This is a genomic window from Accumulibacter sp. (assembly GCF_029255145.1).
Classification (GTDB): Bacteria; Pseudomonadota; Gammaproteobacteria; order Burkholderiales; family Rhodocyclaceae; genus Accumulibacter.
The window spans coordinates 36,486-54,884 of record NZ_JAPUVQ010000031.1; the positions used below are offsets into that span (position 1 = coordinate 36,486).

17 protein-coding genes and 1 pseudogene are annotated in these 18,399 nt (G+C 66.6%); 5 read left to right on the forward strand and 13 right to left on the reverse strand.

Annotated features, from left to right (window positions below; genetic code table 11):
* Positions 1-68: 68 nt before the first annotated feature.
* From Q1L50_RS03380 to Q1L50_RS03400, 4 genes and pseudogenes are all read right to left on the reverse strand, one after another.
* Positions 69-1,583, reverse strand: a complete 1,515-nt coding sequence (locus Q1L50_RS03380) for a tripartite tricarboxylate transporter permease (protein WP_300335896.1) — start codon at positions 1,581-1,583, stop codon at positions 69-71.
* A 9-nt stretch (positions 1,584-1,592) separates the two neighbouring features.
* Positions 1,593-2,051 (reverse strand): tripartite tricarboxylate transporter TctB family protein, encoded by a 459-nt coding sequence (locus tag Q1L50_RS03385; RefSeq protein WP_300335898.1) that lies wholly within the window; start codon positions 2,049-2,051, stop codon positions 1,593-1,595.
* Positions 2,052-2,136: 85 nt separating this feature from the next.
* A pseudogene (locus Q1L50_RS03395) lies at positions 2,137-3,233 on the reverse strand (methyltransferase).
* Positions 3,233-4,192, reverse strand: a complete 960-nt coding sequence (locus Q1L50_RS03400) for a tripartite tricarboxylate transporter substrate binding protein (protein ID WP_300335902.1) — start codon at positions 4,190-4,192, stop codon at positions 3,233-3,235. The pseudogene Q1L50_RS03395 and the gene Q1L50_RS03400 overlap by 1 nt, the downstream one beginning before the upstream one ends.
* A gap of 156 nt (positions 4,193-4,348) precedes the next feature.
* Between Q1L50_RS03400 and Q1L50_RS03405 the strand changes: the two genes are divergently transcribed.
* Positions 4,349-5,350 (forward strand): LysR family transcriptional regulator, encoded by a 1,002-nt coding sequence (locus tag Q1L50_RS03405; protein ID WP_300335904.1) that lies wholly within the window; start codon positions 4,349-4,351, stop codon positions 5,348-5,350.
* A gap of 18 nt (positions 5,351-5,368) precedes the next feature.
* Here Q1L50_RS03405 and Q1L50_RS03410 read toward each other — a convergent pair whose 3' ends face one another.
* Positions 5,369-7,117, reverse strand: a complete 1,749-nt coding sequence (locus Q1L50_RS03410) for a L,D-transpeptidase family protein (RefSeq protein ID WP_300335906.1) — start codon at positions 7,115-7,117, stop codon at positions 5,369-5,371.
* On the opposite strand from Q1L50_RS03410, the gene Q1L50_RS03415 reads away from it, so the two are divergent.
* Positions 7,116-7,703 (forward strand): DUF882 domain-containing protein, encoded by a 588-nt coding sequence (locus tag Q1L50_RS03415; RefSeq protein ID WP_300335908.1) that lies wholly within the window; start codon positions 7,116-7,118, stop codon positions 7,701-7,703. The genes Q1L50_RS03410 and Q1L50_RS03415 overlap by 2 nt on opposite strands.
* A 284-nt stretch (positions 7,704-7,987) precedes the next feature.
* Here the strand turns inward: Q1L50_RS03415 and Q1L50_RS03420 are convergent, their stop codons facing one another.
* The 8 genes from Q1L50_RS03420 to amrB all read right to left on the reverse strand — a co-directional run bounded on the left by Q1L50_RS03420 (position 7,988) and on the right by amrB (position 15,879).
* Positions 7,988-8,176 carry a transposase gene (locus Q1L50_RS03420; RefSeq protein ID WP_300335910.1) on the reverse strand — a complete coding sequence of 63 codons (189 nt, stop codon included), beginning with the start codon at positions 8,174-8,176 and terminating at the stop codon, positions 7,988-7,990.
* Positions 8,177-8,292: 116 nt separating this feature from the next.
* Positions 8,293-8,478 carry a hypothetical protein gene (locus Q1L50_RS03425; protein ID WP_300335911.1) on the reverse strand — a complete coding sequence of 62 codons (186 nt, stop codon included), beginning with the start codon at positions 8,476-8,478 and terminating at the stop codon, positions 8,293-8,295.
* 9 nt (positions 8,479-8,487) lie between these two features.
* Positions 8,488-10,716 carry a DUF3604 domain-containing protein gene (locus tag Q1L50_RS03430; protein ID WP_300335913.1) on the reverse strand — a complete coding sequence of 743 codons (2,229 nt, stop codon included), beginning with the start codon at positions 10,714-10,716 and terminating at the stop codon, positions 8,488-8,490.
* Between the two features lie 241 nt (positions 10,717-10,957).
* Positions 10,958-12,256, reverse strand: coding sequence for an outer membrane protein transport protein (locus Q1L50_RS03435; protein ID WP_300335914.1), 1,299 nt, complete (start codon positions 12,254-12,256; stop codon positions 10,958-10,960).
* 471 nt (positions 12,257-12,727) lie between these two features.
* Complete coding sequence (locus Q1L50_RS03440; protein WP_300335915.1) at positions 12,728-13,423, reverse strand: hypothetical protein; 696 nt, start codon at positions 13,421-13,423, stop codon at positions 12,728-12,730.
* Positions 13,420-14,529 carry an AmmeMemoRadiSam system radical SAM enzyme gene (amrS, locus tag Q1L50_RS03445; RefSeq protein ID WP_300335917.1) on the reverse strand — a complete coding sequence of 370 codons (1,110 nt, stop codon included), beginning with the start codon at positions 14,527-14,529 and terminating at the stop codon, positions 13,420-13,422. Before amrS ends, Q1L50_RS03440 begins: the two co-directional genes overlap by 4 nt.
* On the reverse strand, positions 14,514-15,062 hold the full coding sequence (gene amrA / locus Q1L50_RS03450; protein WP_300335918.1) for an AmmeMemoRadiSam system protein A: 549 nt from the start codon (positions 15,060-15,062) through the stop codon (positions 14,514-14,516). The genes amrS and amrA overlap by 16 nt, the downstream gene beginning before the upstream one ends.
* On the reverse strand, positions 15,052-15,879 hold the full coding sequence (amrB, locus tag Q1L50_RS03455; protein ID WP_300335920.1) for an AmmeMemoRadiSam system protein B: 828 nt from the start codon (positions 15,877-15,879) through the stop codon (positions 15,052-15,054). Before amrB ends, amrA begins: the two co-directional genes overlap by 11 nt.
* A 131-nt stretch (positions 15,880-16,010) precedes the next feature.
* On the opposite strand from amrB, the gene ispD reads away from it, so the two are divergent.
* The 3 genes from ispD to Q1L50_RS03470 all read left to right on the forward strand — a co-directional run bounded on the left by ispD (position 16,011) and on the right by Q1L50_RS03470 (position 18,381).
* Positions 16,011-16,709, forward strand: a complete 699-nt coding sequence (ispD, locus tag Q1L50_RS03460) for a 2-C-methyl-D-erythritol 4-phosphate cytidylyltransferase (protein ID WP_300335922.1) — start codon at positions 16,011-16,013, stop codon at positions 16,707-16,709.
* Positions 16,706-17,185 carry a 2-C-methyl-D-erythritol 2,4-cyclodiphosphate synthase gene (gene ispF / locus Q1L50_RS03465; protein ID WP_300335923.1) on the forward strand — a complete coding sequence of 160 codons (480 nt, stop codon included), beginning with the start codon at positions 16,706-16,708 and terminating at the stop codon, positions 17,183-17,185. Before ispD ends, ispF begins: the two co-directional genes overlap by 4 nt.
* A 131-nt stretch (positions 17,186-17,316) precedes the next feature.
* Positions 17,317-18,381: an acyltransferase gene (locus Q1L50_RS03470; RefSeq protein WP_300335924.1), complete on the forward strand. Its 1,065-nt coding sequence runs from the start codon at positions 17,317-17,319 to the stop codon at positions 18,379-18,381.
* Positions 18,382-18,399 lie beyond the last annotated feature (18 nt).

Sequence of the window (18,399 nt, forward strand, 5' to 3'; positions counted from 1 at the left end):
GAAAATAGGGCCTGTCGGTCAAGGCGAACGCCGATTTCCGATGGTTTTCGCAATCGCCAGGCCGTTCCTCAGCCCTCCTGGAATGCCGCCGTGCGCCGCCGTGCCACCGCCGGCGCTGCGGCCGCCAGAAGCAGGGCCAGCGCCAACAGCAGCAGGGTCAGGCTGATCGGTTGGCTGACGAAGATGCCTGGATCGCCGCGGGAGATGGTCATCGCGCGGCGCAGGTTTTCTTCCATCATCGGTCCGAGGACGAAGCCCAGGAGCAGTTGCGCGGGTTCGCAGCCCAGTTTGGAGAAGACGTAACCCAGCGCGCCAAAGATGGCCATAACCAGCACCAGGAGCGGCGAGTGGTTGACGCTGTAGACGCCAATCACGCAGAGCATCAGGATGCTCGGATAGAGCAGGCGGTACCTGATGCTCAGCAGCTTGACCCAGAGCCCGATCAGCGGCAGGTTGAGGATCACCAGCAAGGCGTTGCCGATCCACATGCTGGCAACCAGTCCCCAGAAGAGTTCCGGATTGCTGCTTATCACCTGCGGACCCGGCTGGACGTTGTGGATGGTCATCGCGCCAATCATCAGCGCCATCACCGGGTTGGAAGGCAAGCCGAGGGTGAGCATCGGGATGAAAGCGGTCTGCGCGCCGGCATTGTTCGCCGACTCGGGTCCGGCCACGCCCTCGATCGCGCCGTGGCCGAAGCGCTGCGGCTCGCGCGCAAGCTTCTTCTCAAGCAGGTCGGAGGCGTAGGACGCCAGCACCGCGCCGCCACCGGGCAGGACGCCAAGCAGTGACCCGAGCGCCGTGCCGCGCAGGCTGGCCCGCCAAGCACGCCGGCTGTCTTCCCGCGGCGGTCGCCACCGGTTCAGGCCGCGCTCAGCGCTGCTGGCGACCTGGCGGTCCGCCTGCCCGGTCTCCAGGTTACGGATCACCTCGGCAACGCCGAACAGGCGCATGGCGACGGCAACGAAGTCGACCCCGTCCGCCAGCTCTGGGATACCGAAGACGAAGCGCTGGCTGCCGCTGGTGACGTCGGTGCCGATCAGCCCGAGCAGCAGCCCGATCAGCACCATGGCCATCGCCTTGATCACCGAGCCTTGCGCCAGCGCGACTGCAGCGACAAGTCCCAGGAGCATCAGCGAACAATACTCGGCGGGGCCGAATTTCAGCGCCAGAGCGCTCATCGATGGCGCCACGGCGGCAATCAGCAGGGTCGCCATACAGCCGGCGAAGAAGGAACCGAGCGCAGCCACTGCCAGCGCCTGCCCGGCGCGTCCCTGTCGTGCCATCTGATGGCCGTCGAGCGCGGTGACGACCGAGCTCACCTCGCCAGGCAGGTTGATCAGGATCGCCGTTGTCGAGCCGCCGTACTGGGCGCCGTAGTAGATACCGGCCAACATGATCAGCGCCGTGGCCGGTTCGAGTCCGTAGGTGAGCGGCAGCAGCAGGGCGATGGTCGCCAGTGGCCCCAGGCCGGGCAGGACGCCGACCAGCGTACCGAGCAGCGTTCCCAGCAGGCAGTACAGCGAGTTGTCGAGGGTCAGCGCGACCGCGAAGCCGAGGGCGAGGTTGTTGAGCAGGTCCATGGCGGTCGCTCAGCCGCTTCGCGTCAGCACCGGCAGCAGCGGCAGCTGGAGGCCGAGCCCGCAGTGGAACAGGACGGTGCAGAAGGCCGCCAGCGCCACCGCCAGGAGAACGGTTTCCCGCCAGGCATACTCGGCGCGGGCAAACCGGCTCAGGATCACCACCGCCAGCGTGGTGACGATCAGTCCGGCCTTGGCGATGCAAAGCGCGAACAGCGCGATCGCCGCCAGTACCAGCAGCAAGGGCCGTCCGGCGAAGGAGGGCAGCGGCAGCGGCCCGGAGCGCAGCGCCCGGATGATCACCAGCACACCCAGGATCAACAACACCGCGCCGAGCAGCGTCGGAAAGTAGGCCGGTCCCATCTGCGACGCCGACCCCATTTCATCGGCGCGGCTGAGCAGTATCGCCGCCGCGCCGACGGCGCCAAACAGTAAACCGGCGGCCAGTTCCTGCTTGTTTGTCCGGCGCATCACTGGCGTCTCCCAGATACGGTGTCGCGCGCACAGCGGCGTCGACGGCTGGGCGGGCGGCAAGCGCCCGCGGCGTCGGCTGCGTTCACCGCCGCGTCGCCACGATGACCGAAAAACCGAGTGCCAGAGCGTGCTCGGCGGCGACCGCGAAGCCGGCCGCAGTCAGCAGCGAATGGTACTCCGCCAGTTGGCGTTCGCGACCGCCGACTCCCACCAGCATGTTCAGGTCTGCCCGGGCGACGGCCTGATCGGCGAGCGACCCGGTCATGCGCGCTGGCAGCAGCCGTTCGACAATCAGCAGCCGCGAGCAGTGCGCCATGGCGCGGTGACAATTGGCCAGGAGCAGCGCGCAGCGCGCATCGTCCCAGTTGTGCAGCACGCTCTTGAGGATATAGATGTCCCCGCCGCCCGGGATGAAATCAAAAAAAAACTGCCGCTCAACAGCTCGCAGCGCTGCGCCATCCCGGCTGCGGCAATTCGCCCTCTGGCGCCATCAAGCGCGTGCGGCAGGTCGAAGAGGATCGCCTGCAGCGTCGGATGCGCCGCCAGAACCGCCAACAACAACTCGCCGTAGCCACCGCCAACATCGACCACCCGCTCTGGCGCCAGAGCAACGACCACGCCAGCGACCTCGCCGGCGACCACGCGGCTCATCTCGACCATCGCCTGGTTGAACAGTGCCGCGACCTCTGGGTCCATTTCGAGATGCTGGTAGCCTTGGTGGCCGGTCGCCAGGCGGCGCGCGCTGTCGCCGGTCTTGACGCTGTAGGCCAGGTTCCCCCACCATGACCATTGATGTCGTCCCCACCAGATCGCCCACGAGCGCAGGGAGTTGCGGGCATCCGTGCGCAGCAGCGCGCCCATCGCGGTCAGCGCATAGGACCCGTCATCGTTTTCAAGGCACAAACCGAGGCTGGCCAGCGCGCGCAGCAAGCGCAGCAAGGAGGTCGGCTGGCACCCGGACGCTGCGGCCAGGGTGTCGGCGTGCTGATCGCCCTGCGCCAGCAGGTCGGCGATCCGCAGCTCGGCGGCAGCGTACACCGCCTGCGACATCCAGCTCGCGCCAATCATCTCGTTCAACTTCGCCGCATTTTCCAGATCGGCGCCGGCGGGTGTCTGGCAGCAGTCGAGTGGCGTCCGAACTCCGATCGGCTTGACGCCGGCAGTCGCGCTCACCGTCATCACTCCTTGGGGAGGCGGTTGTCGACGATGAACTCCTCCCAGCGCCGCTGATCTTCCGTGATCGCCGCGGCCAGCGCCGCCGGCGTCGAGCCATCGACCTGAAAGATCTGGCGCTCGAAGCGGGCGCGCAGTTCGGGGTCGAGCAGCGCCCGCGCGACGTCTCGCGCCAGTCGGTCGACGATCGCCGCCGGCAGCGCCGGTGGTGCGAAGACGGCTTGCCAGGTTGGTACCGAAACGCCGGGCAGGCCGGCCTCGGCCATCGTCGGAACGTCGGCGATGACCGCGCTTCGCTGCGGCAGAAGGCTGGCAAGCAGGCGTAGCTGGCCGCTCCTGACGTACTGAATGCCGCCCACGACAGGGCCGAAGTTCACCTGTACGCGGCCTTCGATCAGGTCGGGCATCGCCTGCGCAGTGCCCTTGTACGCTACCCGCACCATGCTGACGCCACTGCGCTTCATGGACTCCGACGCCGCCATGAATTCACCCAGGGTACTCGTGGCGTAGCTCAGCTTGTCCGGGTTGGCGCGGGCGTAGGCGATGAACTCGGCCAGCGAATTCGCCGGCACGCCGGCATTAACCGTCATCGCGAACGGAAAGCGCCCGATCATCGCGACCGGCGTAAGGTCCGCCAGCGATCGAAACGCGGGTTTCTTCTGCAGCAGCGGCAGGGCGACCATCGAGGCGACGCCCCAGAGTAACGTGTAGCCGTCGGCACTGGCCGTAAACGCCGCCTGCGCGGCGATTGCACCGTTGGCGCCAGGCCGGTTCTCGATGATCGTCGGTTGTCCGGTCGACTTGGCCAGGGCGTTCCCGAACGTTCGCGCGGCGCTGTCCGACGGACCGCCGGCCGGGAACGGCACGATCAGCCGGATCGCCCGATCGGGATACGCTGCCGACGTCGGGGCGACGACCGCGCCCAGCCCGAGAGCCAGCAGCAAGGTGGTAAGGACGGCTTTCATATGGACCTCCGCAGGTTGTCTGGTAGGAGCGACAGTTGCACCATAAGCCCTGCGACGTGACGCGGGAATATGCCGCCGGGCAAGGTTGGCTTCAACCATTGGTTAACGTATTCTTGGGTCACGGATCGTCGCCGGCCGCTGATTGGGAGAAGCGCCATGGACAAGTTTCGCGCTCTGCAGTATTTCATCTCCGCCGCGCAGGAGGGCAGCTTTTCGGGTGCGGCGCGTCGCCTGGAAGTCAGCGTTCCCGCTGTCGCCAAGCTGATCGGCTCGCTGGAGCGCAGTCTGGGGGCAAGTCTGTTCGATCGCAGCGTGCACGGCCTGACCCTGACCGCCGACGGGCAGCGCTACCGCGAAGCCTGTCAGCCCCTGCTCGACGAACTCGCCGCCGCCGATCAGGCCCTGGCGGGTGTCGAGGCCGGCAGCAGTGGCACCGTGGTGGTCGGCGCGCCGCCACACATTGCCCAGCATTGCATCCTGCCGGCCTTACCGGGCCTGCACGCGCGCTATCCGGACCTTCAGATCGACCTTCGCGGCATCAGTCGACCGAGCGATGCCGACGGCGGTGCGGTCGACGTGTTCGTCGTCCTCGGCTGGCCCGATGGCGCCGATCTGGTGCACCGCCGCCTGGCCACGACGCGTGTGCTGGCCTGCGCGGCGCCGGCTTACTGGGCGGCGCATGGCGTCCCGGTGCGTCCGCAGGACCTTCGGAAGCACGCCTGCCTGCTGTTTAGAAACCCCGAAGGAACGGTCATCGACCTCTGGCAATACGAGCGCAATGGCCAGGCGGAATCGGTCGCCGTCAGAGGCTGGCTGATCAGCAACCACCGCGACGTGATTCTCGACGCCGTGCTCAGCGGCGAGGGCGTCGCACGCTTGACCGACCTCTCCGTTCGCGCACAGATTTCCGGTGGGCTGCTGGTGCCGGTGCTCCTCGACTGGGAGATGCAGGATGCGCCACCGGTCAACCTCCTGTACCGCCCGAATCACCGAGACATCCCGCGGGTGCGGGTAGTCATCGACTTTGTCACGCGCCTGTTCCGCGAACTGGAAGACGAGCGCAACCTTGGTGCCGGTCCGGCCTGCTCGATGGACCGCCCGTACTGGCATCTGCGGCACCACGGACGCGCCTCCGCGGTGCCGCGCAAGCGACTTTGAGCAGGCGCCGCCGCGCGTTCAGCGCGGGCGGGCGGGGGTGTCGAGCAGCGCGCGCACCGCGCCGTCCTGGTCGTAGATGTCGCTGCGAAAGGACACTGTCCCCAGCTCATCCGCAACCGCCGTCCGGTAGAGCAACAGGACCGGAACGTAGCGCCCCACCGGAACGGATTGTGTTCGTCGGCTGGCGATCGCCGCGTCGAGCGCGTCCTTGTCCCAGCGCTGCGGATCGTCGAGCAGCAACAGGGCCAGCTCGCGCGGTTTTTCGAGCCGCACACAGCCCGAACTGAGTGCCCGCACCGGCTTTTGGAACTGCGCAGGCGACGGCGTGTCGTGCAGATAGATCGCGTAACCGTTCGCCAGCGCGAACTTGATCCGGCCGAGCGCTCCGTCGGCACCGGACTGTTGCTCGATCCGGTACGGAAAACCTGTCCGCCGCACGCCGCTCCAGTCGATCAGCTCCGGCGCGACGACCTGCCCGCTGCGGTCGACGACGCGCAGCTGGCGCTTCTTGAGGTAGGCCGCGTTGGCGATCATTCCGGGGATGACGTCCTCGCGCAGGATGGTCGGCGGCACCACCCACTTCGGATTGAGCACAATGTGCTGGACCTCGTCGAGCAGCACCGGCGTCTGGCGGGCGGGACGCCCAACCACCACTTTCGACGACCACCGCAGCGCACCGTCGAGATGGAGTTCCGCGTTGAAGCCGGTGATGTCCACCGCCAGGCGATCGGCGGGCATGTCGCGCGCCACCCAGCGCAGACGTTCGAGGTTGACGCGGATCTGCGCCGCGCGGTCGGCGGCACTGACGTTCAGCGCGGCGAGCGTGAGAGGGCCGACCGCGCCGTCCACGGCCAGGCCGTGGACGCGCTGGAAGCGCTCGACTGCGGCCGCCAACGCCTTGTCGTAGCGCGCGGGGTCGCTGCCCGGCGCGGCCGCCAGGTCGGCGGCCGGGTCCTCGGCCTGCAGCCGGGCGCGCAGTGCGCGGACGCGTGCCTCGCGCTCGCCGGGACGAAGCGTCGCTCCGGCGGGGATGCTTGGCCAGCCACCGCTTGCCGCCAGCTCAGTGAACCGCGACAGCCCCTTCTGGAGCGCCCGATAAGCCTTGTCTTGCGGCGCAAGAGCCGCCAATGCCGTGGTCAGCGAGTCGGCTTCAAGCAGGTCGGTCAGCATCTGCGCGCGCTCGCTGGCGTCGGGAAGCGGGGAGAAATTCCAGATCGAATACAGCGCACGGGGATCGACCTTGCCATAGTGCAGCTGCCGCGCCAGGCGCGCCAGCGCACCGGTGAACAGCAGTTCGCGACGGACGATCGCGTCCCGGTCGCCGCCGCCACCTGCGGCCTCGCGCCGCAGCGCGTCGATCGCGAAATCGGCCGGCGCCAGACCGTGCGCCCGGCTCGCCTCGACCGCTGCCAGCACGGCGCGGGTACGCTCGTTGCCGGTCCACACCGGGCGATAGCCGCGCGCGTGGTAGAAGAGGCGGATCACCGCTGCTTCGGGCGAGTCGGCAGGTCCCCCATCGCTGCTCGACTGATGGAGCGCCTGCTCGATGCGCAGCGGCAGATCCGCGGGCGTCGGCAGCGAAGCCGAAGGGATCGCACGCTCGCCGAGAGGCGGTGGCGGCTCGACTGTCGTCTGTGCCAGGAGCGGCGAAATGCCAGCGATCAGCAGGCTCGCGGTGGCGAAAAAGCGCAGCAACTGGTTCAACACCAGAGCGACATCGGGTACGATGCCGCCTTCAGGTGCCTTTCCGGAATGAAAAAAACCCATGCTCCATAACTCCATTAATGGCGCCAGGCGGCGCGAAACCGCGACACACCGTCGTTTGTTCCTGAAGGGACTGGCTGCCCTGCCGCTCGCGGTGCCCTTCGCTTCAGCTCGCGCTACATCTTCCGCCGGCAGTTGCGAACTGAAGTTTCGCCACACCCACACCGAAGAACGCCTCAATGTGGTTTTTCGCGACAGCCGCGGCTACGTGGACTCCGCGATCGCGCGCTTGAACTGGCTGCTGCGCGACTTCCGCACCGGCCAGATGGCGTCTATGGACCCTCGCCTGTTCGACATTCTGCACGCGCTAAGCTTAACCTGTGGGGGAGATGTCTTCGAAATCATCTCGGCGTATCGCTCGCCCGCGACGAACGCGAAGTTGCGCAAGACCGGTGGCGGCGGTGTGGCAAGACACAGCCTGCACATGGAAGCGCGTGCCATCGACCTGCGCCTGGTCGGCTTTGACACGGCTCGCCTGCGCGAGGCCGCCGTGGCACTTGGCTTTGGCGGCGTCGGCTATTACCCGGAATCGGACTTCGTGCATGTCGACACCGGCAACGTGCGTACCTGGGGCCCGGAGCCAACGTGATCGGCAGCCGAGCGGCCTGCGACGCGCACAAGGCGCACCGGTCGCGGCCACCCGGCGGAAGGTGATTCCTCCTTCGGCCACGTCCGCCCCCGGCACAGCAGGCCAGCAGCGCCAGGTCCGCTTTCGCCGCGCCGATGATCAGCGGTCTTCACCGTCACGCTGCACGGGCACGCTGCCGGTGATTCCGAGCAGAGCGCCACGCCGCAGTTGTGCTCCGGGCGCCTGCCGGACGGGATGCCGGCGAAGCCGGCGCATTTCACAATGCGGCACAGCAAACTCCGAGGTCATTGATTTTCCGGTGTTTCCGATGGTTTTCGACTCGTTTTCCGTCCTATAGACGCCATACGGCCGCGCTGCACATGCCACGCCAGGCAGACCAGCGTCCACTCGCCGCTGACCTCCTTCAACTCGCGCCGGGAGAAGCGGCGATAGCCCATTGCCGACTTGATGATCGCGAATGCCGCTTCGATCATCGCGTAAAGCGTAGCGCGCTCGTCCGGCCTTGGTCTTCAGGCAATGGGACCCTCGTCGCCAACCCTGTTCTCGATCAGGCGGTGCATTTCATCCGGCGTTGGCGGGCGCTGCCGTTTCACCGCCCGGACATCGCCAGTTGCCGCAGATCGTCCCGGGTCAGCCGGACCTGACCGGATGCGGATGATGCACCAGCCTGCGGGTTGAGTGCGCCATGAACGGCGAACAGCACGCGCCGCCAGCCAAACAGCAATGGCTCGCGCAGCCATCGCCCGACACGCGACGGCTGCACCTGGTAACGCACGGTCGATGCTCACTCTTTCAGCGGCTCGACCTCGTAGTTGGCGTAGCCGAATTCGTTGCTGCGCGCCGCCAGGTACTTGTCGCCCAGCTTGTAGACCGCTACATCGAACTCGGTACCGTTGATGTCCGTGCGCAGACGCCCGTCGCGGATCTCGTAGTCCTGGTCGCCGCCGTGCATCATCTCGCCCGCCCCGGTCAGCGCGGCCGGTCTTCCGTTCACCGTGGTGATCAGGCGGCGACCGGTGGTGCCGTGCAGGATCTCGAAGCGCTCGCCGGTGACCGCGTTCCGTACCTTGACCGTCTTGCCGACCAGCAGCTCCTTGAGCTGCGCGTCGGACAGCGCCAGCGAACCCTGCTTTTTCAGGTCGGCCACGGTGACGCCGGGCCGGGCGGTCTTGCGCGCCTCGGCACTGGGCGTGTACCAGATCGGCGAGCTCCACGCGCGCTCCTGGATGATTGCGGAAAATCCCGGACCGCTCGGCGGAACCCTGCCCAGCTTGACGGCCTGCATGGTGCTCCAGCGTGGCGTCGGAATCTCCAGCACCCGCGTGTAGTAGAAGGCATCGAGGCTCGGATCGAATTCCGGGTCGGTCCACACCGCCTTCAGCTCCACCGCGCCGATGGTATTGGTGTAGGTCGCCCTCGCGAGGTCCACCGTCGAGCCGACCGGGGGTACTTTGCCGGTCGCCGGGTCGGGCTTGCGCGCGCCTGCCCAGGCGACGTCGTAGACTTTCTCGAACGACTGGCCGTGCATGCTCCAGCCCTTGACGATCTGCACGCGGTCGAGATTGCCGCTGTCCGGGTCCTTCGTGGCCCAGACGGCGAACGTCGGTGCCCGGGCGTTCTTTGCCGGCAGGTCGGCGCCCATCGGGACGCCCCTGGCGTAGGCCGACTTGACCCAGTCCTTCTGCTTGAACATCCCGGCATCCAGGGACCAGCCGCCAAAGAAGCGCACCGCTACGCGCACGCCGCTCGTCGAGTAGGTCTCCTTGCGCTTCATCGCGTCGAATATCGCCTCGCGCGTGTTCTCCTCGGCCCATACCGCGCTGAGACCCGCTGGGGTCACCCAGAGGCTGTTGAGTCCGAGCACCGTGGCGCCGTCAATGCGCTTTTGCGGCGAGTCGTCGACGGTCCCGTGCACGCCGAAGAAGTTCTTCTGGCGGTAAGGCACGACGCTGACGTGCGAGTCCGAGCCGCCGACCACGCCAAACTTGAAGGGGTTGAAGCCGCGCGCCTGCTCCATGGCAACGCCGTCCTTGTACGCCTGCCGTACGTAGCTGCCGTACTCGCGCGGGGGCGGTCCTTTCCTGCCCAGGAGGTGCCAGACGAAGACCTCGTAGTTGGCGAACTCGTCGTTTGGCGAAAGTCCCGGCGTCGTCTCCGACTGGCCCTTGACCTGTTTCATCTCGGTCAGCGGCTCGTTGCGCAGCCGCGCTTCGGCCCACGCCCGGTCGATCGGCCGGCCGGTGTGATCGACCTCGGTCGGAAACATCAGGCCGTCGCTCAGGTTGGCATTGTGCGAGATGGCGAGCAACTCGTTGCCCGCCGCGCGCTGCTGGTCCATCCAGTTCCAGAGTGCGCTCGGATCGGTCGAATCGAGCGGCGTGAACGGCACCTGCGGGACCTTCGTCGAATCCCGGAAGAAAATGTTGCGGTGCAGATTTTTGGAATTCGGCGTGGCGGTCCACTCGTAGGCGGCGAAGGTCGTGAACGTGCCGGGCTGATAGTACTTGTCGGCGATGTCGACGATCCGTTTCCAGACCGGTGCGGCGACCACCGGATTGGCCAGTTGCTTGATCGTCTCGCCCTTGGCGATGGTCAGCGACAACAGCTTGAAAGCTAGCAGCGGATCGGCACGCACGCCCGCCTTGAACGCTTCGGCGACGACCGGCGAGTTCTTCCGCAGCGGCGACCCGGGGTCCATCGCCTCCTGGATCATCCCCATGTACTCGGCGTGCTCGGTTACCGCACCCCAGTCGAGCGGCTTGGTGATCTTCACCTGATAGCCACCCGGGTGGGCCACCGGCTTGCCGAGCGAGTACTGGTAGAACGTTTCGGGCCCGGTGACGGTGTCGCCGAAGGCGAAGGCATCGAACGACCAGCTGGTGTGGACGTGCGTCTCGCCGTAATAGACATTGCGTTCCGGGTTCTTCTGCTGCGCCAGTGCCAGCGGCGCCGTCAGGCTAAGGGGTCCGGCAGCGAACAACGCCGCGGCCAGGTACTTGAGTTTGCGATCCATGCGTGTTCCTCTCTTGACGGGAAACCGGTTCAAATCGTTGGCTGACGCGAGACCAGCAACGCCGATGGAAGCGTACGATCGGTGTTGGTGCGCCGGGCCGGCATCGGCTTGCCCGCATCTTCCCGCACGAGTTCCGGGCGACGCGTGGTCGGCCGCACCTTGTTCAGCGTCCTGGCGAACCTGACTCTCGGCGGGCCGTCCCGGTCCGCTGCCGTCTCGCCAGTGCCGCCCCGGAGCAGCGCTAGAACTTCCAGTTGCCGTAGACACTCATCACCAGCGTTCCGGTGTTGTCGTACGAACCGATCAGGTTGCCGCGCCCGCCAACGGCGACCGGTGCGGTGGTCTGCAGGTCGGTCTTGAGCGTCCCGCCGTATATGTATTCCGCTGCCAGGCCCCATACCGAAGTCTTGCTCAGCTGTTGCTGGCCACCCACACCGAAACGCCAGGCGGTGTTCAGCGGCATCAGCGGCGAGACGGTCGAACCGTTCGGCTGGAAACCCGAGTCGTACGCGATACCGAAGTTGAGCAGCCACGGATTGCTCAGCCGATATTGCGCGCCAGCGGCCAGGTGCCAGGTGTCCTTGAAGGGGATGTCGGTGGTCAGGCTGACTGGATTCGAGGTGTCTTCGATGCCGATGTTGACCCTTCCGAACTTCGACCACTGTTGCCAGCCGACGCTGCCGAGCGCCGCCCACTGCGGGTTGATCTGAGCGAAAACGCTGGCCATTACCTGCTGTGGAACCTTGATGCCGATCTTGAGATTCGAGTTCAGCAAGCCGGCCTTGTTCAGCCCGCTGGCAACAATTGGCGAGAGGTTCGAGAACTCTGGAGAGGCCTTGAAGTCGAGGTCAACCTGCGAGTTCCAGGTCAGCCCGATGCGGTTTCCCTCGTCGATCTCGTACATCAAGCCAAGGTTGGCGCCCCAGCCCCAGCTGTTATCGTCGTACTTGAGTCTGCCATCACCAAAAGCCGGGATGGGATTGTTGATCGCCACCTGGTCCTGGTAGATCCCGTACATGGCGTTCAGGCCTGCGCCAAGCGAGAGCTTGTCGTTGACTCTGTAGGCGATGGTGGGAAGCAGCGAAACGCCAAGCAGCGTCGTGCTCTGGATGTAATAACGGCCCGCCCAGTCGTTGTCGTACTTCAGGGGCGCACCGAAATTACCGGCCACCGCGAAGCCGAGCTTCAGGTCAGGGGAGACGCTGTAGCTGAAAAAAGCGCCACCACCGGGGAACCAGCCGCTCGATCCGATCGCATAGCCGCCGTTGTCGCTGCCGAGTAGGGGCGAGGTGCCCGAACCGATCGAGTACCTGGTGTTGGCCCACAGCAGTTGTCCCGAGGCGAGAGCCTGCTTGCCTTCCAGCCGTGTCATGCCGGCCGGATTGGTAAACACGGTTGATGCGTCCTGCGCGCGCGCGTTGTAGCCAGCCGACGCCAGGCCGACATCGGCCGTCCCGAGTTCGTAGGCAATCATGCCGCCAGCGAACGCCTGACCGGTCGCCACGGTGGTGGCGCAGATGACGACCAACGAACTGAACAACCGGGGAAACCCGGGACGCCTGGCGGATCGAGTCGATCCGGGTCGATGCTGGAATGACATGCTTGCCTCCAGGAAGACGAATGAAGTCCAGATAGTCCAGATAGTCCCGCTGGTCTCTGTCTGGCCGTGTGCGCGCCGGTGAAGGACGGCGCAAGTGGCCCGCCCATGACTGTCGTGGCGCGGGGACCGCTGGCAAGGAAAGAGATATTACCTTGCAGTGGATCAGGAAATAAAGCCAATTCTGACTTCGAGCGACTGCTGGCGACTAGGCGGCTCCTTGGGAGGTCGTCCACCTGGACTCGCTGGCTTGGCCTTCGGCCGAACGCGCCAGCCGGCGCGTGATTGTAGCGCCCGGCCAGATCGAGAAGACGCCCGGAAGCTGACCGACGGTGCGCTCGATGACGAACGTCCGGCCAGCGTCGCAACGGCAAGCTCGCATCCACGGGCTCGGGCTCGGGCTCGGGCTCTGGCTCAGGCGCGGTCCGGGGCAATGGCCGTCGCGGCCGGAAGGTGGCGCAGGAACCAGTGCGCGGCTTCACCCGCGACCCACTCGCCCGCGGCGGCGGAGTCGGGCGCACCGACGCTGCCAGGCAGCCGCTTCAACTCCTTGCGGCCTGACAGCTCGCGCAGCGCTCGCCGGTTGCTCGCGACAACGTTTTCGTCATCGGCGTTGACCAGCACCAGCAGCGGCGAAGCCAGCGAGCGCAGGTAGAGCATGCCGGCGAGGTCGATCAGGCCGCCCCGGCAAACAATGGCGAAGATGTCATGGTCACGCAGGGCGGCGACCCGCAGCACCACCGGCGAGCAGTCGCCGGCGGCACAGAGGCCGATTGGCAAGGCCGGCAGCTGTTCATCGCGCATCTGCCGCTTGATCAGCGCCAGGGCGTCGAGCAGCCGCCGGGCAAGCAGCGGGACGTTGTGGTGGTTGTCGGCAAAGCGTTCTTCGGCAGGCGTCAGCAGGTCGATCGTCAGTGCTCCGACACCGGCGTGTCGGAGTGCCATGGCGAGCATCTCGTCACGCTTCTCGGGAGTTCGACCGGCGTGGCTCAGGACGATCAGCGCCGACGGCCTAGCGGGCAGCGACAGTAGACCATGCAGCGGTTCGTGACCGTGGCCAGCGTCGATCGAGATCGGCGTCTCGCCGGGAAGAGCGATCTCGTCGATCAACGACGGACCAGTCTGACCGGTACGCGACGCGGTCCGAAAGGCTTGTCGAAGCGCGCGAAGTGGCCGGCGATCGGCATTGCGCAGTGCGGACACTGGCCATTGCTCGGCAGGTCGTAATGACGAATGTTGTACCAGTCGCGCTCGATCAGCGCCGCCTGGCAACCCGGGCAGAAGGTGGTGCCGCCTTCGGTGTCGTGCACGTTGCCGGTATAGACGTAGTGCAGGCCGGCGTCGATGGCGATGCGCCGGGCCTGCGTCAGCGTCGACGCCGGCGTCGGCGGTAGCTCGCTCATTTTCCAGTCAGGGTGAAAAGCGGTGAAGTGCAGCGGCACGTCGGGCCCCAGTTCACGCGCCACCCAGTCGGCGAGGTCCTTGATCTCGGCCGCCGAATCGTTGCGACCCGGAATCAGCAGGGTGGTGATTTCGAGCCAGCACGTCGTTTCATGATGGATGTAGCTCAGGATGTCGAGCACCGGTTGCAGGTGGCCACCGCAGAGTTTGAAGTAAAAGTCGTCGGTGAAGGCCTTGAGGTCGACGTTGGCGGCGTCCATCACCGCGTAGAACTCGCGTGCCGGCTCGCGATGCATGTAGCCGGCGGTTACCGCCACGCTCCTGATGCCCAGCGCACGGCAGGCAACGGCGGTGTCGATCGCGTATTCGGCGAAGATCACCGGGTCGTTGTAGGTGAAGGCCACGGACTGGGCACCGTAGGCAGCGGCCGCGGCGGCGATCCCTTCCGGGCTGGCGGCGTCGAGCAGGCGGTCCATGTCCTTCGACTTCGAGATGTCCCAGTTCTGGCAGAACTTGCACGCCAGATTGCAGCCGGCGGTGCCGAAGGAAAGAATTGCCGATCCGGGATAGAAGTGGTTCAGCGGCTTCTTCTCGATCGGATCGATGCAGAAACCCGACGAGCGACCGTAGGTGGTGAGCGCCATCTGGCCGCCGGTATTCTGGCGAACGAAGCAGGCGCCGCGCTGGCCTTCGTGCAGCTTGCAGTCGCGCGGGCAGAGGTCGCACTGAATCCGCTGGTCGGCGATGGCGTGCCACCAGCGACCGGGGTGTTCGGATTCTGGCGTTTTCGGCGAGGCGCTCAGTTCTCTTTCCATTTTTTTGCTCCATAACGCGCCAGGGTGAGCTGCTCGTCCCAGAAGTCGGCTGGCAGACCGGCCTTCAGTTTGAGTTCGGCCAGGAACTGACGCGGGTCGGTGAGCGACTCCCATACCTGCGGCAGGAAGGTCGCGCGGCGATGGCCGCAGCTCAGGATCAGGCCATCAATGCCGGGTCGCAGACGGGCCAGTGCGTCCGCCTCGCTGCGCACCGGGAAGGGCTCGGGCGGGGTCAGCAGCGAGACCTCGACACGCGTGCGCGACAGCTCCCGGGCGCTCAGTGGTGCGAAGCGCCGGTCGCGAAAAGCGGCAGCGACGGCGTTTTCGGCGACGTCGTCGGCCAGCGGCCGGTGCGCCTCCAGACTGCCGACGCAGCCTCGCAGGCGGCCGTTCTGGGTCAGCGTGACGAAAGTCGCCGCCGGCTCGGCGAGTTCCGGAAGCGAGCTGACGGGTAGCGCCGCGATCCCGAAGCGTTCGCCGATGGCGTTGCGCGCGCAGATCAGCAGCGCGCGGCCGAGCGGCTCAGTGGACATTGGCGCTCGCCGTAGCGAAGGCGAAGGCACCGTAGCCGACCACCCGCGAGCGGTCGCCGGCGGTGTCTCCGGAATTGCGCAGGTCGATCAGTTGCGCCTGCAGCCCGTGCCGACTCGCCGCCAGCAGCAGGCCATTGACCGGCGTCGCGCCACACGCCTGCTGGTGGTCGAGCGGCGGGTCGAGCGCGACGATGCGCCGCGCGGTCTCGGCGTCGGCTTCACGAGCGACCGCGTAGGGCAGGTAATGCGACAGATCCGAGCTGATCACGATCAGCGTCTCGTCGCCGCCCCACAAACGTTCGAGGACTTCGGCAACCTGCGCCGCCAGCGCGCGGCCGACCGCCAGCGGCACCAGCGTGAAGTCGTCGAGCACGCTCTGCAGAAAGGGCAATTGCACCTCCAGCGAGTGCTCCATGGCGTGCGCGGCGTCGCTGACGACGACCTGCGGCAGCGCTGCGATGTCGGCAATCGCCGCGGCGTCCAGCGGCACCACGCCGAGCGGCGTGGCAAAGCCGCTGGTCGACGGGAGCGCCAGTCCATTGACCGCGACGCGGTGCGTCGGGCCGAGCAGGACGACGCGGCGGATGCTCGCGCGCAACGCCCGCAGCGGGCCATAAACGCTGGCGGCAATCGGCCCGGAATAGACGTAGCCGGCATGCGGCGCAATGATCGCCTTCGGCCGCCAGGCCTTCGCCGCCGAGGCGCCGGCCAGCAGCACGCGCAGATCGCGGGCCAGCGCGCTGGCCGATCCGGGGTAGAAGGCGCCAGCGACTGCGGCTGGCCGAATGGCAGGTGTTGCGGGTGTCGAGTGGGTCATGCGGGCGATCCTCGAGATGGGTTGGGCGGCGAGCGAGCGGCTTGGCGAGGCCAGCCTGGCGGTGATTGCCCGGCCGACGTGCCGCGCGTTCATTTCGCCAACCCCTTGCCGTATTTCGTTAAAATTACGCCATGCTACGCCACTACGCAATCGTCCCCGCCGCCGGCAGCGGATCGCGCTTCGGCGGCGAGACGCCAAAGCAGTACCAGTCGCTCGCCGGCCGTCCCCTGATCTACTACAGCCTCGCCGCCTTGTGTCGCTGCCAGCGCGTCGATCGCGTCTGGGTGGTGCTCTCTCCAGACGATAGATGGTGGCGGCAGTACGATTGGACAAGCCTCGGCCACAAGCTGGAGAGCGTTTATTGTGGCGGCGGCAGCCGCTCGGAGAGCGTCGCCAACGGCCTGCGCGCCGCGGCGACGGCGGCCCATGACGACGACTGGGTGCTGGTGCACGACGCCGCGCGCCCCTGCCTGTCGCAGGCCAGCCTGCTGGCGCTGTGCGACGAATTGGCCGATGATCCGGTCGGCGGCATTCTGGCGGTGCCGGTGGCCGACACCCTGAAGCGCGCCGACTGGCAGCGGCGCGTCGCGCGCACCGAGTCGCGCGATGGCTTGTGGCAGGCGCAGACGCCGCAGATGTTTCGCTACGGCTTGCTGAAGCGGGTCCTCGCCGAACACCCCGACGGCACCGACGAAGCGTCCGCCGTCGAGGCCGCCGGCCTCAGCCCACGGCTGGTGCGCGGTGACGCCAGCAACTTCAAGGTCACCTATCCGGCCGATCTGCTGCTGGCCGAACAGATCCTGCAAGGGAAGACGCGGGTGGACCAGTGATCCGCATCGGACAAGGCTGCGACGTCCACGCGCTGGTTCCCGGCCGGCCGATGATCCTCGGCGGGGTCAGGATCCCGCACAGCGCCGGCCTGCTGGGTCACTCGGATGCCGACGCGCTGCTGCACGCGATCACCGATGCGCTGCTCGGCGCAGCCGCGCTGGGCGACATCGGCCGCCACTTTCCCGATACCGACCCGCGCTATCGCGGTGCCGACAGTCGCCAGTTGCTGCGCGCCACCGTTGCGCTGCTGCTCAAGGCCGGGTGGACGGTCGGCAACGTGGACGCGACGATCATCGCCCAGGCGCCAAAGCTGGCGTCGTATCTGCCACAGATGACCATCAACATCGCCGGGGACCTGCAGGTGCCCAGCAGCGCAGTCAACGTCAAGGCCAAGACCGCCGAACGACTCGGCTTCGTCGGACGCGGCGAGGGCCTCGCCTCCGAGGCGGTGGTCTTGATCAGGCACGAGGATTGAGGCTGGCGGCCGCGTGGCGCCGCCTCGCCGGCCGAACGCCCACGCTGCACCCAGGGCGGCGCCGGATCCGGCGGAGGGCGTACGAGGCGTTCGTCGGGTGGCGGTCGGCTGGCGCCCGGGAGGACCACTAGTTGGCTCGGCAAGTGCACCAGGATGGACAGATCGATAGTCCGCGTCTGGCCAGGAACAACTTCGACCTGCTGCGCCTGTTGTTCGCGGCCAGCGTTTGCCTGGTACATGCCCAGGAACTCTCCGGATTCCAGGAACTGGCGCCGGTCACGCGATTCCTGTCGGCGGCGGTCGCCGTGAAGGCTTTTTTCGTGGTCAGCGGCTTTCTGATCGTGATGAGCCATGAACGCTCGACATCGCTCGCGTCTTACGCCAGCAAGCGCGTCCGGCGCATCTATCCGGCGTATTGCACGGTGGTGACGCTCTGCGCGGTGCTTCTGGTCGCGGTCAGTTCGAAGACCGCCGCCGACTATTTCTCGTGGGCATGGGTCAAGTACCTCGGCGCCAATCTGGTCTTCCTGAATTTCCTGCAGCCAACGCTTCCGGGTGTTTTCGAGGCCAACAGGTTGACCGCGGTCAACGGGGCGCTATGGACGCTCAAGATCGAGGCCATGTTCTACCTGCTGGTGCCGTTCCTGGTTTTCCTGTTCAGGCGATTTTCGCACCGATCGGTGCTCTTGCTGGTGTATTGCGCGTCGGTGGCCTATTCGCGTCTGCTGGCGCTGGCCGCAGAGCATGATGGCTCGGCGCTCTACCTCGAGCTTGGCCGTCAGCTCCCCGGGCAGCTCTCGTACTTCATGGGCGGCGCCTTCCTGTATTACTTCAGGGAGCTGTTCGAGCGGCGAGTCGGCTACTTCCTGGTCGCGGCCCTCGCCGTCCTGGCGATCGACACGAGGTACTCGCTGCCACTGCTCGAGCCCCTGGCGCTGGCGATCGTGGTCGTCTTCCTTGGTCTGTTCCTGTATGTCGGCAATTTCGCCAAGTACGGCGATTTTTCGTACGGCGTGTACATCATTCATTTCCCGATCATCCAGCTTCTGGTGCAGGCGCGCTGGTTTGAGGAAAGTCCCTGGCAGTTCTTCGCGGTATTCGTGCTGACCACGGCGACCGGCGCGATCGCCCTCTGGCACCTGGTCGAGAAGCGCTTCCTGTTGCGTGGCAGCCATTACGTCACTGCCACCCCCTGAGCTGACGACGACCGACCC

Coding starts and splice junctions, on each gene's coding strand:
- Q1L50_RS03415 (WP_300335908.1), top strand. CDS start 7,116: ATGCTCCATAACTCCATTAATGGCGCCAGGCGGCGCGAAACCGCGACA.
- Q1L50_RS03405 (WP_300335904.1), top strand. CDS start 4,349: ATGGACAAGTTTCGCGCTCTGCAGTATTTCATCTCCGCCGCGCAGGAG.
- Q1L50_RS03420 (WP_300335910.1), bottom strand. CDS start 8,176: ATGATCGAAGCGGCATTCGCGATCATCAAGTCGGCAATGGGCTATCGC.
- Q1L50_RS03400 (WP_300335902.1), bottom strand. CDS start 4,192: ATGAAAGCCGTCCTTACCACCTTGCTGCTGGCTCTCGGGCTGGGCGCG.
- amrA (WP_300335918.1), bottom strand. CDS start 15,062: ATGTCCACTGAGCCGCTCGGCCGCGCGCTGCTGATCTGCGCGCGCAAC.
- amrS (WP_300335917.1), bottom strand. CDS start 14,529: ATGGAAAGAGAACTGAGCGCCTCGCCGAAAACGCCAGAATCCGAACAC.
- Q1L50_RS03430 (WP_300335913.1), bottom strand. CDS start 10,716: ATGGATCGCAAACTCAAGTACCTGGCCGCGGCGTTGTTCGCTGCCGGA.
- Q1L50_RS03380 (WP_300335896.1), bottom strand. CDS start 1,583: ATGGACCTGCTCAACAACCTCGCCCTCGGCTTCGCGGTCGCGCTGACC.
- amrB (WP_300335920.1), bottom strand. CDS start 15,879: ATGACCCACTCGACACCCGCAACACCTGCCATTCGGCCAGCCGCAGTC.
- Q1L50_RS03410 (WP_300335906.1), bottom strand. CDS start 7,117: ATGGGTTTTTTTCATTCCGGAAAGGCACCTGAAGGCGGCATCGTACCC.
- ispD (WP_300335922.1), top strand. CDS start 16,011: ATGCTACGCCACTACGCAATCGTCCCCGCCGCCGGCAGCGGATCGCGC.
- Q1L50_RS03385 (WP_300335898.1), bottom strand. CDS start 2,051: ATGCGCCGGACAAACAAGCAGGAACTGGCCGCCGGTTTACTGTTTGGC.